Here is a 15,697-nt window from a genome sequence, read left to right as displayed (position 1 = left end):
AATTTGAGACTTAATGTTGCCAGAAGCAATGGATACAAGGTAGCCTCATGCGTTATTTTCCCTGCTTCGAACGATTTTACAGGAGCCTTAATGCCTAACATTACCTGGTGCGACCTGCCTGAAGATGTCTCTTTATGGCCGGGTCTGCCTCTTTCATTAAGTGGTGATGAAGTGATGCCACTGGATTACCACGCAGGTCGTAGCGGCTGGCTGCTGTATGGTCGTGGGCTGGATAAACAACGACTGACCCAGTACCAGAGCAAACTGGGCGCGGCGATGGTGATTGTTGCCGCCTGGTGTGTGGAAGATTATCAGGTGATTCGTCTGGCTGGTTCGCTCACCGCGCGGGCTACGCGCCTGGCGCATGAAGCACAACTGGATGTTGCGCCGTTGGGGAAAATTCCGCACCTGCGCACGCCGGGTTTGCTGGTGATGGACATGGACTCCACCGCTATCCAGATTGAATGTATTGATGAAATTGCCAAACTGGCCGGAACGGGCGAGATGGTGGCGGAAGTGACAGAACGGGCGATGCGTGGAGAACTTGATTTTACCGCCAGCCTGCGCAGTCGCGTGGCGACGCTGAAAGGCGCTGACGCGAACATTTTGCTTCAGGTACGTGAAAATCTGCCGCTGATGCCAGGCTTAACGCAGCTGGTACTCAAACTGGAAACGCTGGGCTGGAAAGTGGCGATTGCCTCCGGCGGCTTCACCTTCTTTGCCGAATACCTGCGCGACAAGCTGCGCCTGACCGCCGTGGTAGCTAATGAACTGGAGATCATGGACGGTAAATTTACCGGCAATGTGATCGGCGACATCGTAGACGCGCAGTACAAAGCTAATACCCTGACCCGACTGGCACAGGAGTATGAAATCCCGCTGGCGCAGACCGTGGCGATTGGCGATGGTGCCAACGACCTGCCGATGATCAAAGCGGCAGGGCTGGGGATTGCCTACCATGCCAAGCCAAAAGTGAATGAAAAGACGGAAGTCACCATCCGTCACGCTGACCTGATGGGGGTGTTCTGCATCCTCTCCGGCAGCCTGAATCAGAAGTAATTGCACGCCCGTCATCCTGCGGGCGGCACAGCATTAACGAGGTACACCGTGGCAAAAGCTCCAAAACGCGCCTTTGTTTGTAATGAATGCGGGGCAGATTATCCGCGCTGGCAAGGGCAGTGCAGCGCCTGTCATGCCTGGAACACCATCACCGAGGTGCGTCTTGCTGCGTCGCCAACGGTGGCGCGTAACGAGCGTCTCAGTGGCTATGCCGGTAGCGCCGGAGTGGCGAAAGTCCAGAAACTGTCGGATATCAGCCTTGAGGAATTGCCGCGTTTTTCTACCGGATTTAAAGAGTTCGACCGCGTATTAGGCGGCGGGGTAGTGCCGGGAAGCGCCATTCTGATTGGCGGTAACCCAGGTGCGGGGAAATCCACGCTGCTGCTGCAAACGCTGTGCAAACTGGCCCAGCAGATGAAAACGCTGTATGTCACTGGCGAAGAGTCGCTGCAACAGGTGGCAATGCGCGCTCATCGCCTTGGCCTGCCGACCGATAATCTTAATATGCTGTCGGAAACCAGCATCGAACAAATCTGCCTGATTGCCGAAGAAGAGCAACCGAAGCTGATGGTAATTGACTCGATCCAGGTGATGCATATGGCGGATGTTCAGTCATCGCCAGGCAGCGTGGCGCAGGTGCGTGAAACGGCGGCTTATCTGACGCGATTCGCCAAAACACGCGGCGTGGCGATTGTCATGGTCGGGCACGTAACCAAAGATGGCTCGCTGGCTGGCCCTAAAGTGCTGGAACACTGTATCGACTGTTCGGTGCTTTTGGATGGCGATGCCGACTCCCGTTTTCGCACCTTACGCAGCCATAAAAACCGCTTCGGCGCGGTGAATGAGCTGGGTGTATTCGCGATGACCGAGCAGGGGCTGCGTGAAGTCAGCAATCCTTCGGCAATCTTCTTAAGTCGTGGCGATGAAGTGACCTCTGGTAGTTCAGTGATGGTGGTATGGGAAGGGACGCGCCCGCTGCTGGTGGAGATTCAGGCGCTGGTCGATCACTCGATGATGGCTAACCCACGCCGCGTGGCGGTCGGGCTGGAACAAAACCGTCTGGCGATCCTGCTGGCGGTGCTGCACCGTCATGGCGGTCTGCAAATGGCCGATCAGGATGTGTTTGTTAACGTGGTCGGCGGTGTGAAGGTGACCGAAACCAGTGCCGATTTAGCGTTACTGCTGGCGATGGTTTCCAGCCTGCGCGACAGGCCGCTGCCGCAGGATCTGGTGGTGTTTGGCGAAGTGGGGCTGGCAGGGGAGATCCGCCCTGTGCCCAGCGGTCAGGAACGAATCTCTGAAGCGGCGAAACACGGTTTTCGCCGGGCGATTGTTCCGGCGGCCAACGTGCCGAAAAAAGCGCCGGAAGGGATGCAGATTTTTGGCGTTAAAAAACTCTCCGACGCGCTTAGCGTGTTCGACGACTTATAATGAGAGATACGGAGGGAGATATGTCGTCATTTGATTACCTGAAAACCGCTATTAAGCAACAAGGCTGCACGTTACAGCAGGTTGCTGATGCCAGCGGTATGACCAAAGGGTATTTAAGCCAGTTACTGAATGCCAAAATCAAAAGCCCCAGCGCACAAAAGCTGGAGGCGTTGCACCGTTTTTTGGGGCTTGAGTTTCCCCGACAGAAGAAAATCATTGGTGTGGTATTTGGTAAGTTCTACCCGCTGCATACCGGACATATCTACCTTATCCAGCGCGCCTGTAGCCAGGTTGACGAGCTGCATATCATTATGGGCTTTGACGATACTCGCGACCGCGCGTTATTTGAAGACAGCGCCATGTCGCAGCAGCCAACGGTGCCGGATCGTCTGCGCTGGTTATTGCAAACCTTTAAATATCAGAAAAATATCCGCATTCATGCCTTCAACGAAGAGGGCATGGAGCCGTATCCGCACGGTTGGGATGTGTGGAGCAACGGCATCAAAAAGTTTATGGCTGAAAAAGGCATTCAGCCGGATCTGATCTACACCTCGGAAGAGACCGACGCACCACAGTACCTGGAGCATCTGGGGATCGAAACGGTGCTTGTCGATCCGAAACGCACTTTTATGAGTATCAGCGGAGCGCAGATCCGCGAAAACCCGTTCCGCTACTGGGAATATATTCCCACCGAAGTGAAACCGTTCTTTGTGCGCACCGTGGCGATCCTCGGCGGCGAGTCGAGCGGTAAATCTACCCTGGTAAACAAACTCGCCAACATTTTCAACACCACCAGTGCGTGGGAGTTTGGTCGTGATTATGTCTTTTCACACCTTGGCGGAGATGAGATTGCGTTGCAGTATTCCGACTACGATAAAATCGCGCTGGGTCACGCACAATATATTGATTTTGCAGTTAAATATGCCAATAAAGTGGCGTTTATCGACACCGATTTCGTGACCACCCAAGCGTTCTGCAAAAAGTACGAAGGGCGTGAGCATCCGTTCGTGCAGGCGCTGATCGATGAATACCGTTTTGATCTGGTGATCCTGCTGGAGAATAACACGCCGTGGGTGGCGGATGGTTTACGCAGCCTCGGTAGTTCGGTGGATCGTAAAGAGTTCCAGAATCTGCTGGTGGAAATGCTGGAAGAGAACAATATCGAATTTGTGCGGGTTGAAGAGGACGATTACGACAGCCGTTTCCTGCGCTGCGTGGAGCTGGTGCGGGAGATGATGGGGGAGCAGGGTTAAGACCCAATGCCTGATGCGACGCTGACGCGTCTTATCAGGCCTACTGTTTCGCAACGTATTGAAATCGCTGGGCTTGTAGGCCGGATAAGGCGTTCACGCCGCATCCGGCATTCGGAGTCCAATGCCTGATGCAACGCTGACGCGTCTTATCAGGCCTACTGTTTCGCAACGTATTGAAATCGCTGGACTTGTAGGCCGGATAAGGCGTTCACGCCGCATCCGGCATTTTACGCATTACTTCGCAATACGCTTGTACTTGATACGCTTCGGCTCCAGCGCGTCTGCGCCCAGCGTGCGTTTCTTGTACTCTTCGTACTCGGTAAAGTTACCTTCGAAGAACTCGACTTTACCTTCATCCTGGTAATCCAGAATGTGCGTCGCGATACGGTCGAGGAACCAACGGTCGTGCGAGATAACCATCGCGCAGCCCGGGAACTCCAGCAGGGCGTTTTCCAGCGCACGCAGGGTTTCGATATCCAGATCGTTGGTCGGTTCGTCGAGCAGCAGCATGTTGCCGCCAACCTGCAGCAGCTTCGCCAGATGCAGACGACCGCGCTCACCACCGGAAAGTTCGCCAACGCGTTTACCTTGATCAACCCCTTTAAAGTTAAAGCGGCCTACGTAGGCACGGCTCGGCATCTCGGTGTTACCGATCTTCATGATATCCAGTCCGCCGGAAACTTCTTCCCAAACGGTTTTGCTGTTATCCATTGAGTCACGGAACTGATCAACAGATGCCAGTTTCACCGTTTCACCTAAAGTGATGGTGCCGCTGTCCGGCTGTTCCTGACCAGAGATCATACGGAACAGGGTCGATTTACCCGCACCGTTCGGCCCGATGATCCCGACGATTGCCCCTTTCGGGATCGAGAAGCTCAGGGAGTCAATCAGCAGGCGATCGCCGTAGGATTTACGCAGGTTGCTGACTTCCAACACTTTATCGCCCAGACGCGGTCCAGGTGGAATAAACAGTTCGTTGGTTTCGTTACGTTTCTGGTATTCGGTGTTGTTCAGCTCTTCAAAGCGCGCCAGACGTGCTTTACCTTTCGACTGACGGCCTTTAGTCCCCTGACGTACCCACTCCAGCTCTTTTTCAATCGACTTACGACGTGCTGCTTCTTGCGAAGCTTCCTGCGCCAGACGCTGATCTTTCTGCTCCAGCCAGGAGGAGTAGTTACCTTCCCACGGAATACCTTCGCCACGGTCAAGTTCGAGGATCCAGCCCGCAACGTTATCGAGGAAGTAACGGTCGTGGGTAATCGCCACAACGGTGCCTTCGAAGTCGTGCAGGAAGCGTTCCAGCCACGCTACGGATTCGGCATCCAGGTGGTTAGTTGGTTCGTCGAGCAGCAGCATGTCTGGTTTTTCCAGCAGCAGGCGGCACAACGCCACGCGACGACGCTCACCACCGGAGAGGTTAGCGATTTTCGCCTCCCAGTCCGGCAGACGCAGCGCATCTGCTGCACGTTCCAGTTGCACGTTCAGGTTATGACCGTCGTGAGCCTGAATGATCTCTTCCAGACGGCCTTGTTCAGCGGCCAGCTTGTCGAAATCGGCATCCGGATCGGCGTATAACGCATACACTTCATCCAGACGTTTCAGGGCGTTAACCACTTCAGAAACCGCCTCTTCAATGGACTCACGCACGGTGTGTTCCGGGTTTAGCTGCGGTTCCTGCGGCAGATAACCAATCTTGATATCCGGCTGCGGACGCGCTTCGCCTTCGATGTCTTTATCGATGCCCGCCATAATGCGCAGCAGGGTAGATTTACCGGCGCCGTTCAGACCCAGGACGCCGATTTTTGCCCCAGGGAAGAAACTCAGAGAGATGTTTTTCAAAATATGACGTTTCGGCGGAACAACTTTGCCGACACGATGCATGGTATAAACGAATTGAGCCACGTTGGACTTCGCCTCTATGTTTATCGTGATGATGAGTTTTCAAAGGCGAAGTGTAGCCTGTTTCCTTATCTAATCCCAGCCGGTCGATCACCCTCGCAGTAAAAGTAAAAAAGTGTCCATAACGTGGCACAAACGGCAATGACTGGTTAGCATAAATCTATTAGGCGGCATGACGCTGCATTGATGTATTTACACTTAGAGGATGCGCTTGTGGAAAAAGCCAAACAAGTTACCTGGCGGCTGTTGGCTGCCGGTGTCTGTCTGCTGACGGTCAGCAGCGTGGCGCGAGCCGACTCACTGGATGAGCAGCGTAGCCGTTACGCGCAAATCAAGCAGGCCTGGGATAATCGACAAATGGATGTGGTCGAACAAATGATGCCTGGACTGAAGGATTATCCGCTTTATCCCTACCTGGAATACCGCCAGATTACCGATGACCTGATGAATCAACCGGCGGTCAAGGTCACTAACTTTGTTCGCGCTAACCCCACGCTTCCTCCCGCTCGCACGCTACAATCTCGCTTCGTCAATGAACTGGCGCGGCGTGAAGACTGGCGTGGTCTGTTAGCTTTTAGCCCGGAAAAACCAGGGACTACCGAAGCGCAATGTAATTATTACTATGCGAAATGGAATATCGGGCAGAGCGAAGAAGCTTGGCAGGGGGCGAAAGAACTTTGGCTAACCGGAAAGAGTCAGCCTAACGCTTGCGATAAGTTGTTTAGCGTCTGGCGCGCGTCCGGTAAGCAAGAACCACTGGCTTATTTAGAGCGTATCCGCCTGGCGATGAAAGCGGGCAATACCGGGCTGGTGACGGTACTCGCAGGGCAGATGCCTGCCGATTATCAAACTATCGCCTCGGCGATTATTTCGCTGGCGAACGATCCTAATACAGTGCTGACCTTCGCGCGTACTACCGGAGCGACTGATTTTACCCGCCAGATGGCAGCGGTGGCGTTTGCCAGCGTGGCGCGCCAGGATGCAGAAAACGCACGGCTGATGATTCCGTCACTTGCCCAGGCGCAGCAGCTTAATGAAGATCAGATTCAGGAGCTACGCGATATCGTCGCCTGGCGTCTGATGGGCAACGACGTCACCGACGAGCAGGCGAAATGGCGCGATGACGCCATTATGCGTTCGCAATCCACGTCGTTAATTGAACGACGCGTGCGGATGGCGCTTGGCACTGGCGACCGTTCTGGCCTGAATACCTGGCTGGCACGCTTGCCGATGGAAGCGAAAGAGAAAGATGAATGGCGTTACTGGCAGGCGGATTTACTGCTGGAACGCGGTCGTGAAGCGGAAGCAAAAGAGATTTTGCATCAACTCATGCAACAGCGTGGTTTCTACCCGATGGTTGCTGCACAGCGGATCGGCGAAGAGTATGAGCTGAAGATTGATAAAGCGCCGCAGAATGTTGACAGCGCCCTGACTCAGGGGTCGGAGATGGCGCGCGTGCGCGAGTTGATGTACTGGAATCTCGATAATACCGCGCGTAGCGAGTGGGCCAATCTTGTGAAGAGCAAGTCAAAAGCAGAGCAGGCTCAACTGGCGCGATATGCTTTCAATAACCAATGGTGGGATCTTAGCGTTCAGGCAACGATCGCCGGGAAGCTGTGGGATCATCTGGAAGAGCGATTCCCGCTGGCCTACAACGATCTTTTCAAACGCTACACCAATGGCAAAGATATCCCGCAAAGCTATGCAATGGCGATTGCCCGCCAGGAGAGCGCCTGGAATCCGAAAGTGAAGTCGCCGGTAGGCGCCAGCGGCCTGATGCAGATTATGCCTGGCACAGCGACCCATACGGTGAAGATGTTCTCAATTCCAGGTTACAGCAGCCCGGGACAATTGCTTGATCCGGAAACGAACATCAACATTGGCACCAGTTACCTGCAATATGTTTATCAGCAGTTTGGTAATAACCGCATTTTCTCATCGGCAGCCTATAACGCGGGACCAGGGAGAGTGCGTACCTGGCTTGGCAACAGCGCCGGACGTATCGACGCGGTGGCGTTTGTCGAGAGTATCCCGTTCTCCGAGACGCGCGGTTATGTGAAGAACGTGCTGGCTTATGACGCGTACTATCGCTATTTCATGGGCGATAAACCGACGCTTTTGAGCGCCACAGAATGGGGGCGTCGTTACTGAACCGCCCGTTTATGATATGCTATCGTACTCTTTTGCGAGTACAACCGGGGGAGGCATCAGGCTTCCCCCGCTAACAATGGCGACACACTATGGCTCAACAATCACCCTATTCAGCAGCGATGGCAGAACAGCGTCACCAGGAGTGGTTACGTTTTGTTGACCTGCTTAAGAATGCCTACGAAAACGATCTCCATTTACCGTTGCTAAACCTGATGCTGACGCCGGATGAGCGCGAAGCGTTGGGGACTCGCGTGCGTATCGTAGAAGAGTTGTTGCGCGGTGAAATGAGCCAGCGTGAGTTAAAAAATGAACTCGGCGCGGGCATTGCGACCATTACTCGTGGATCTAACAGTCTGAAAGCCGCGCCTGTCGAATTGCGCCAGTGGCTGGAAGAAGTGCTGCTGAAAAGCGATTGATTTTGTAGGCCTGATAAGACGCGTCAGCGTCGCATCAGGCATTGCGCACCGAATGCCGGATGCGTCGTGAACGCCTTATCCGTCCTACAATGGCTGATATACCGCATTATGAAACGGACTTAGCGCCAGGATCACCGCCTGGTGATAGACGCTGGCGCGGGTGAGTTTCCCGGCGGTAAACACGCCGATCGCGCCCTCTTTACGGCCAATCTCATCAATGCCGGTATAACGCGACATCACGGGGCCAAGCGCCTCGCCCTCACGCACTTTCTCCAGAATCACCGCAGGTAACGGCAAAGTTGCCGAACGCGCTTCACCGCGCTGGCTCGCGTTTTCAATCACCACCCAACTGAAGGTGCTGTCACCATCAATACCCGCTTCAATTGCTACCCAAAAATCAGCCTCTGGGCGTAAACGACGAGAATTTGCTACCCGATTTCGTGCGCCAGCGCGCGTTTCCTCACTGCCAAAGGGCTGTTCCGGTACGCCGCTCTCGACGGCAACGGACTCAATGTGGCAGGATCCTTCGCCGAAGATCTCGTGAAATGCCTGCAGAATGGCCTGAATTTTAGCGGGATTGGTGGTCGCACAGACAACATGGTGCATAATCAGGATTACTCACAAAATTAACGTTAAAGCAGTATACGGAAAAAAAGCATGTTACAGGTATACCTTGTCCGCCACGGTGAAACACAGTGGAACGCCGAGCGACGTATTCAGGGCCAGTCTGACAGCCCGCTGACTGCAAAAGGTGAGCAACAGGCAATGCAGGTGGCGAACCGTGCCAAAGAGCTTGGCATTACGCATATCATCAGTAGTGATTTAGGCCGCACCCGGCGTACGGCGGAAATCATCGCCCAGGCTTGTGGTTGTGACATCATCTTTGATTCCCGCTTGCGTGAGTTAAATATGGGCGTGCTGGAGAAAAGACACATTGACTCTCTGACTGAAGAAGAAGAGAACTGGCGTCGTCAGCTCGTCAATGGCACCGTTGACGGGCGTATTCCTGAAGGCGAGTCGATGCAGGAACTTAGCGATCGCGTTAACGCAGCACTGGAATCTTGTCGGGATTTACCACCGGGAAGTCGACCACTGCTGGTGAGTCACGGTATCGCGCTGGGATGCCTGGTGAGTACCATTCTGGGCTTACCGGCATGGGCAGAACGCCGCTTACGTCTGCGTAACTGTTCTATTTCGCGCGTGGATTATCAGGAAAGCCTGTGGCTGGCATCTGGCTGGGTAGTTGAAACCGCAGGGGACATCTCGCATCTGGACGCCCCTGCATTAGACGAGCTACAGCGTTAACGACGTATTGGAATAAGCAGCTCGCAGCGCAGATTAATTGGGCGATCTCCCGCTTTGGCATCTTCTGCCGGGTAGTATCGCTCAATATCCTGACCTTTACGGCGGGTCAGGTTGAGCATCGGCATACAGGTTCCGTATACCGTCAGAATAAACTCCTGCACGCCGGTTCCCAGACCTTCGTAGGTAAACATCACATAGTCGCCACCCTGCAACAGTACCGGATGTCCCGTCAGTACATAGCCGTCAGCTTGATCCCGAGCCAGAGCCGTGGTGTAAAACACTTCTTGCTCGTCATCTTTATCCTGGCTTGGACGCGTTTCGTTCAAACCGTAAAGCACTGGTGGAATGGTTGGCGAGTTGCCGAGAAAATCGTGCCAGAACTGGTAGCGCATTTCGTGGCGGAAATCAGAGATTTGCTCCAGCGAACAGGAGTAGCTCTGGGTAACACCAATCAGCGGCGTATCTTCCAGGGTGACAAATTTGTGCTCTGGCATGGTAAATTCACCCAGACGCAGCGGCGGGCGAATACCAAAGGCGCTCCATTCAGGAGAACGGCGGTAAAGTGCGGGAGTCTGGGCAAACTGCTTCTTGAATGCGCGGGTAAATGTCTGTTGAGAGTCGAAGCGGTATTGCAGCGCGATATCCAGAATCGGACGCGCAGTCAGGCGTAGTGCGACCGCCGATTTCGACAAACGACGAGCACGAATATACGCGCCAATAGCATGGCCAGTGACATCTTTAAACATTCTCTGTAAGTGCCACTTGGAATAACCTGCTTTCGCCGCTACATTGTCGAGCGACAGGGGCTGATCCAGATGACCTTCCAGCCAGATTAAAAGGTCGCGAATAATGCCGGCCTGATCCATAAAATATCCTCATCCTTTCAACAACGAGCACCTGACATCAGGTAATTGGATAATAGCATTTTTTGTTGTTTTAGCATTCAGTGTTTTTTTCTTAGCAGAGTATGTTTTAGGTCTTGACGGAGATAAAAATATTGAGTTTTTGTTCTTAATCAATATGTTATTTATCATGACGAACTAATTGCTCAGTGTAACTTATAAAAATGGTAACAATATGAAATACAAGCATTTGATCTTGTCCTTAAGCCTGATAATGCTGGGACCATTGGCTCATGCGGAAGAAATTGGTTCGGTCGACACCGTATTTAAAATGATCGGTCCGGATCACAAAATTGTCGTGGAAGCCTTTGACGATCCCGATGTAAAAAATGTCACTTGTTATGTGAGTCGGGCGAAAACCGGCGGTATTAAAGGGGGATTAGGTCTGGCGGAAGATACTTCCGATGCGGCCATTTCCTGCCAGCAGGTAGGGCCGATTGAACTGTCGGATCGCATTAAAAACGGCAAAGCTCAGGGCGAAGTCGTGTTCAAAAAACGGACTTCTCTGGTCTTTAAGTCGTTACAGGTCGTGCGTTTCTATGACGCCAAACGCAACGCGCTCGCTTACCTGGCTTACTCCGACAAAGTTGTCGATGGTTCACCGAAAAATGCCATCAGCGCCGTTCCTGTCATGCCGTGGCGACAATAACAGAGGCGATTTATGCAACGGGAAACGGTCTGGTTAGTGGAAGACGAGCAAGGGATAGCCGACACGCTGGTCTACATGTTGCAGCAGGAAGGTTTTGCCGTCGAGTTCTTTGAACGGGGCTTACCGGCGCTGGATAAAGCGCGCCTGCAGGTTCCTGACGTTATCATTCTCGATGTCGGCCTGCCTGATATTAGCGGTTTCGAACTGTGTCGCCAGTTGCTGGCGCTCCATCCTGCGTTGCCTGTACTGTTTCTGACCGCCCGTAGTGAAGAGGTGGATCGCCTGCTTGGGCTGGAGATTGGCGCTGACGACTACGTGGCTAAACCGTTTTCACCTCGCGAAGTGTGCGCCAGGGTGCGCACCTTACTGCGTCGGGTGAAGAAGTTTTCTACGCCGTCTCCCGTCATCCGTATTGGTCATTTTGAACTGAATGAACCTGCGGCGCAGATCAGCTGGTTTGACACGCCATTAACGCTGACGCGGTACGAATTTCTGTTGTTGAAAACGTTACTCAAGTCGCCAGGCCGCGTCTGGTCACGCCAGCAATTGATGGATAGCGTCTGGGAAGATGCACAGGACACTTACGATCGCACTGTCGATACTCACATCAAAACGCTGCGCGCCAAACTGCGCGCTATAAATCCCGACCTTTCGCCAATTAATACTCATCGCGGAATGGGATACAGCCTGAGGAGCCTGTAATGCGCATCGGGATGCGCCTATTGCTGGGCTATTTTTTACTGGTGGCGGTGGCAGCCTGGTTCGTACTGGCAATTTTTGTCAAAGAAGTTAAACCGGGTGTGCGAAGGGCGACGGAAGGTACGCTGATCGACACCGCAACGTTGCTGGCGGAGCTGGCGCGTCCCGATTTGCTCTCTGGTGACCCAACGCATGGGCAACTGGCGCAGGCGTTTAACCAGCTACAAAATCGCCCGTTTCGCGCCAATATCGGCGGCATTAACAAAGTGCGCAATGAATACCATGTCTATATGACTGATGCGCAGGGCAAAGTATTGTTCGATTCGGCAAACAAAGCCGTGGGACAGGATTATTCCCGCTGGAATGATGTCTGGCTAACGTTGCGTGGTCAGTATGGTGCGCGCAGCACGTTGCAAAATCCTGCCGACCCCGAAAGTTCTGTGATGTATGTCGCCGCGCCGATTATGGACGGTTCACGGCTTATTGGCGTTTTGAGCGTAGGCAAACCGAACGCGGCGATGGCACCGGTCATTAAACGCAGCGAGCGACGAATTTTATGGGCGAGTACCATTTTGCTGGGGATTGCGCTGGTGATTGGCGCGGGAATGGTTTGGTGGATCAACCGCTCCATTGCCCGACTCACCCGCTATGCTGATTCCGTTACCGACAATAAACCCGTTCCTCTCCCTGAACTCGGCAGTAGCGAGCTGCGTAAGTTAGCGCAGGCGCTGGAAAGTATGCGCGTGAAGCTGGAAGGGAAAAACTATATTGAGCAGTATGTTTACGCATTAACGCATGAGCTAAAAAGCCCACTGGCGGCGATTCGTGGCGCAGCGGAAATTTTACGTGAAGGCCCGCCGCCAGAAGTGGTGGCTCGCTTTACCGATAATATTTTGACGCAAAATGCGCGAATGCAGGCACTGGTGGAAACGTTATTACGCCAGGCAAGACTGGAGAATCGCCAGGAAGTGGTTCTTTCTGCGGTTGACGTAGCGGCATTATTTAACCGCATCAGCGAAGCGCGCACCGTGCAGTTGGCAGAAAAAAATATCACTCTGCATGTTATGCCTACAGAGGTTAAGGTTGCTGCTGAACCTGCGTTACTGGAGCAGGCGCTGGGGAATTTACTGGATAACGCCATCGATTTTACTCCCGATCATGGCTGCATAACGCTTAGTGCTGTGGCAGATGAGGAGCAAGTTACGCTTAAGGTGCAGGATACCGGCAGTGGCATTCCTGACTACGCGCTGTCGCGCATTTTTGAACGCTTTTACTCTTTACCGCGTGCAAATGGGCAAAAAAGCAGTGGTCTTGGGCTGGCGTTTGTCAGCGAAGTTGCCCGTTTGCTCAATGGCGAAGTCACGCTGCACAACATGCCGGAAAGCGGTGTGCTGGCCTCGCTTCGGCTTCACCGTCACTTCACATAACTTCAAATTCTTCTCACATAGCCTTCATACACTGCCGTCATTGCAAAGGAGAAGACTATGTTGAAATCCCCCCTGTTCTGGAAAATGACCACTTTGTTTGGCACGGTGTTGCTGTTGTTAATTCCATTAATGTTGATTCGGCAGGTGATTGTCGAACGTGCCGATTACCGGAGCGATGTGGAAGATGCGATTCGCCAAAGCACCAGCGGACCGCAAAAACTCGTTGGGCCGCTCATCGCTATTCCTGTGACCGAGCTTTATACGGTGCAGGAAGAGGATAAAACCGTGGAGCGGAAACGAAGTTTTATCCATTTTTGGTTACCTGAGTCGTTGATGGTTGATGGCAATCAGAACGTGGAAGAACGGAAGATCGGTATTTATTCCGGCCAGGTCTGGCACAGTGATTTAACGCTGAAAGCCGATTTTGACGTTTCGCGTCTTAGCGAACTCAACGCGCCAAATATCACCTTAGGCAAGCCATTTATTGTGATTAGCGTCGGGGATGCGCGTGGTATTGGCGTGGTGAAAGCGCCTGAACTTAACGGAACTGCGCTGAGCATTGAACCTGGCACCGGGTTAGAGCAAGGCGGGCAGGGCGTACATATCCCTTTACCCGAAGGAGACTGGCTGAAGCAGAACCTGAAGTTGAATATGGCGCTGAATTTAAGCGGTACTGGTGATTTTTCTGTGGTGCCGACGGGACGTAATAGCGAGATGACCTTAACCAGCAACTGGCCGCACCCCAGTTTTTTAGGCGATTTTTTGCCAACGAAACGGGAGTTAAGTGCATCCGGTTTTCAGGCGCAATGGCAAAGTAGCTGGTTTGCTAATAATCTCGGTGAGCGTTTTGCTTCAGGCAATGATAGCGGCTGGGAAAATTTCCCGGCGTTTAGCGTCGCAGTCACTACGCCAGCCGATCAGTATCAATTAACGGATCGGGCGACCAAGTACGCCATTTTGCTGATCTCGCTAACTTTTATGGCCTTCTTTGTCTTTGAAACATTAACGGCAAAGCGTTTACACCCGATGCAATATTTGCTGGTAGGGCTGTCATTGGTGATGTTTTATTTGCTCTTGCTGGCGCTTTCTGAACATACCGGTTTTACCGTGGCATGGATAATCGCCAGTCTGATTGGGGCGTTAATGAACGGTATTTACTTACAGGCAGTATTAAAAGGCTGGCGCAACAGCATGTTGTTTACTCTCGCGCTGTTGTTGCTGGATGGCGTGATGTGGGGACTGCTGAATTCTGCCGATAGCGCGCTGTTGTTGGGAACCTGTGTGCTGGTGGTGGCGCTGGCTGGCATGATGTTTGTGACACGTGATATCGACTGGTATGCATTTTCACTACCGAAAATGAAAACCAGTAAAGAAGTCACAACAGACGATGAGTTACGCATCTGGAAATAATGTTGAAAAATAAAAACGGCGCTAAAAAGCGCCGTTTTTTTTGACGGTGGTAAACCGATTAATCTTCCAGATCACCGCAGAAACGATAACCTTCACCGTGAATGGTGGCGATGATTTCCGGCGTATCCGGCGTAGATTCGAAATGCTTACGAATACGACGGATTGTCACGTCTACAGTACGGTCGTGCGGCTTCAGCTCACGACCGGTCATTTTCTTCAGCAGTTCAGCACGGGACTGAATTTTGCCTGGGTTTTCACAGAAGTGAAGCATGGCGCGGAACTCGCTGCGCGGCAGTTTGTACTGCTCGCCATCAGGGCCGATCAACGAACGGCTGTTGATGTCCAGTTCCCAACCATTGAACTTGTAGCTTTCAACGCTACGACGTTCTTCGCTGACAGTACCCAGATTCATGGTACGAGACAGCAAGTTGCGTGCACGGATAGTCAGTTCACGCGGGTTGAACGGTTTGGTGATGTAATCGTCTGCACCGATTTCGAGGCCGAGAATTTTATCGACTTCGTTGTCACGGCCAGTCAGGAACATCAACGCAACATTCGCCTGCTCGCGCAGTTCACGCGCTAACAGAAGACCGTTCTTACCCGGCAGATTGATATCCATGATCACCAGGTTGATGTCATATTCAGAGAGGATCTGATGCATTTCCGCGCCATCTGTCGCTTCGAAAACATCATAGCCTTCCGCTTCGAAAATACTTTTCAACGTGTTGCGTGTTACCAACTCGTCTTCAACGATAAGAATGTGCGGGGTCTGCATGTTTGCTACCTAAATTGCCAACTAAATCGAAACAGGAAGTACAAAAGTCCCTGACCTGCCTGATACATGCTGCAAATTAACATGATCGGCGTAACATGACTAAAGTACGTAATTGCGTTCTTGATGCACTTTCCATCAACGTCAACAACATCATTAGCTTGGTCGTGGGTACTTTCCCTCAGGACCCGACAGTGTCAAAAACGGCTGTCATCCTAACCATTTTAACAGCGACATAACAGGCTAAGACGTGCCGGACACCCAATAAAACTACGCTTCGTTGACATATATCAAGTTCAATTGTAGCACGTTAACAGTTTGATG

The 15,697-nt window shown here is 52.7% G+C and carries 15 protein-coding genes; 11 read left to right on the top strand and 4 right to left on the bottom strand.

The window, feature by feature from the left end; translation table 11 throughout:
- The first annotated feature begins 90 nt into the window (after positions 1-90).
- Genes serB through nadR form a run of 3 tightly spaced genes read left to right on the top strand, consistent with a single transcriptional unit; the run spans position 91 to position 3,743 of the window.
- A complete protein-coding gene (gene serB / locus A7098_RS09180) occupies positions 91-1,059 on the top strand; it encodes a phosphoserine phosphatase (protein WP_001132952.1) in 969 nt (322 codons plus the stop codon).
- 48 nt (positions 1,060-1,107) lie between these two features.
- The gene (gene radA, locus A7098_RS09175; RefSeq protein ID WP_001029698.1) at positions 1,108-2,490 is read left to right on the top strand and encodes a DNA repair protein RadA; all 1,383 of its coding nucleotides are present in this window, start codon (positions 1,108-1,110) and stop codon (positions 2,488-2,490) included.
- Positions 2,491-2,510: 20 nt separating this feature from the next.
- The gene (gene nadR / locus A7098_RS09170; protein WP_105280692.1) at positions 2,511-3,743 is read left to right on the top strand and encodes a multifunctional transcriptional regulator/nicotinamide-nucleotide adenylyltransferase/ribosylnicotinamide kinase NadR; all 1,233 of its coding nucleotides are present in this window, start codon (positions 2,511-2,513) and stop codon (positions 3,741-3,743) included.
- Positions 3,744-3,977: 234 nt separating this feature from the next.
- On the opposite strand, the gene ettA is transcribed toward nadR, so the two are convergent.
- The gene (gene ettA, locus A7098_RS09165; protein ID WP_000046760.1) at positions 3,978-5,645 is read right to left on the bottom strand and encodes an energy-dependent translational throttle protein EttA; all 1,668 of its coding nucleotides are present in this window, start codon (positions 5,643-5,645) and stop codon (positions 3,978-3,980) included.
- Positions 5,646-5,855: 210 nt separating this feature from the next.
- Here ettA and sltY point away from each other — a divergent pair, with 210 nt between their 5' ends.
- Positions 5,856-7,793 carry a murein transglycosylase gene (gene sltY, locus A7098_RS09155; protein ID WP_000409436.1) on the top strand — a complete coding sequence of 646 codons (1,938 nt, stop codon included), beginning with the start codon at positions 5,856-5,858 and terminating at the stop codon, positions 7,791-7,793.
- Between the two features lie 89 nt (positions 7,794-7,882).
- Positions 7,883-8,209: a trp operon repressor gene (gene trpR / locus A7098_RS09150; RefSeq protein ID WP_000068670.1), complete on the top strand. Its 327-nt coding sequence runs from the start codon at positions 7,883-7,885 to the stop codon at positions 8,207-8,209.
- An 84-nt stretch (positions 8,210-8,293) separates the two neighbouring features.
- Here the strand turns inward: trpR and yjjX are convergent, their stop codons facing one another.
- Positions 8,294-8,815, bottom strand: coding sequence for an inosine/xanthosine triphosphatase (yjjX, locus tag A7098_RS09145; protein ID WP_032224345.1), 522 nt, complete (start codon positions 8,813-8,815; stop codon positions 8,294-8,296).
- A gap of 51 nt (positions 8,816-8,866) precedes the next feature.
- On the opposite strand from yjjX, the gene gpmB reads away from it, so the two are divergent.
- Positions 8,867-9,514, top strand: coding sequence for a 2,3-diphosphoglycerate-dependent phosphoglycerate mutase GpmB (gpmB, locus tag A7098_RS09140; protein ID WP_000942335.1), 648 nt, complete (start codon positions 8,867-8,869; stop codon positions 9,512-9,514).
- Here the strand turns inward: gpmB and robA are convergent.
- The gene (gene robA / locus A7098_RS09135; protein ID WP_000371672.1) at positions 9,511-10,380 is read right to left on the bottom strand and encodes an MDR efflux pump AcrAB transcriptional activator RobA; all 870 of its coding nucleotides are present in this window, start codon (positions 10,378-10,380) and stop codon (positions 9,511-9,513) included. The two genes, gpmB and robA, sit on opposite strands and share 4 nt — an antisense overlap.
- A 211-nt stretch (positions 10,381-10,591) precedes the next feature.
- Here robA and creA point away from each other — a divergent pair, with 211 nt between their 5' ends.
- Genes creA through creD form a run of 4 tightly spaced genes read left to right on the top strand, consistent with a single transcriptional unit; the run spans position 10,592 to position 14,601 of the window.
- Entirely contained in the window at positions 10,592-11,065 is a 474-nt protein-coding gene (gene creA / locus A7098_RS09130) for a protein CreA (protein ID WP_000875485.1), read from the top strand.
- A 12-nt stretch (positions 11,066-11,077) separates the two neighbouring features.
- A complete protein-coding gene (gene creB, locus A7098_RS09125) occupies positions 11,078-11,767 on the top strand; it encodes a two-component system response regulator CreB (RefSeq protein WP_001188653.1) in 690 nt (229 codons plus the stop codon).
- Positions 11,767-13,191 carry a two-component system sensor histidine kinase CreC gene (creC, locus tag A7098_RS09120; RefSeq protein ID WP_032224350.1) on the top strand — a complete coding sequence of 475 codons (1,425 nt, stop codon included), beginning with the start codon at positions 11,767-11,769 and terminating at the stop codon, positions 13,189-13,191. Before creB ends, creC begins: the two co-directional genes overlap by 1 nt.
- 57 nt (positions 13,192-13,248) lie before the next feature.
- Positions 13,249-14,601, top strand: a complete 1,353-nt coding sequence (gene creD, locus A7098_RS09115) for a cell envelope integrity protein CreD (RefSeq protein ID WP_000920370.1) — start codon at positions 13,249-13,251, stop codon at positions 14,599-14,601.
- A gap of 58 nt (positions 14,602-14,659) precedes the next feature.
- Here the strand turns inward: creD and arcA are convergent, their stop codons facing one another.
- Positions 14,660-15,376, bottom strand: a complete 717-nt coding sequence (gene arcA, locus A7098_RS09110) for a two-component system response regulator ArcA (RefSeq protein WP_001194358.1) — start codon at positions 15,374-15,376, stop codon at positions 14,660-14,662.
- 95 nt (positions 15,377-15,471) lie between these two features.
- On the opposite strand from arcA, the gene yjjY reads away from it, so the two are divergent.
- Positions 15,472-15,612 carry a protein YjjY gene (yjjY, locus tag A7098_RS09105; protein WP_001303782.1) on the top strand — a complete coding sequence of 47 codons (141 nt, stop codon included), beginning with the start codon at positions 15,472-15,474 and terminating at the stop codon, positions 15,610-15,612.
- The last annotated feature ends 85 nt before the right edge of the window (positions 15,613-15,697 follow it).

Source organism: Escherichia sp. MOD1-EC7011 (assembly GCF_002965005.1).
GTDB lineage: Bacteria > Pseudomonadota > Gammaproteobacteria > Enterobacterales > Enterobacteriaceae > Escherichia > Escherichia ruysiae.
This window is presented reverse-complemented; position numbering and strand designations above follow the sequence as displayed.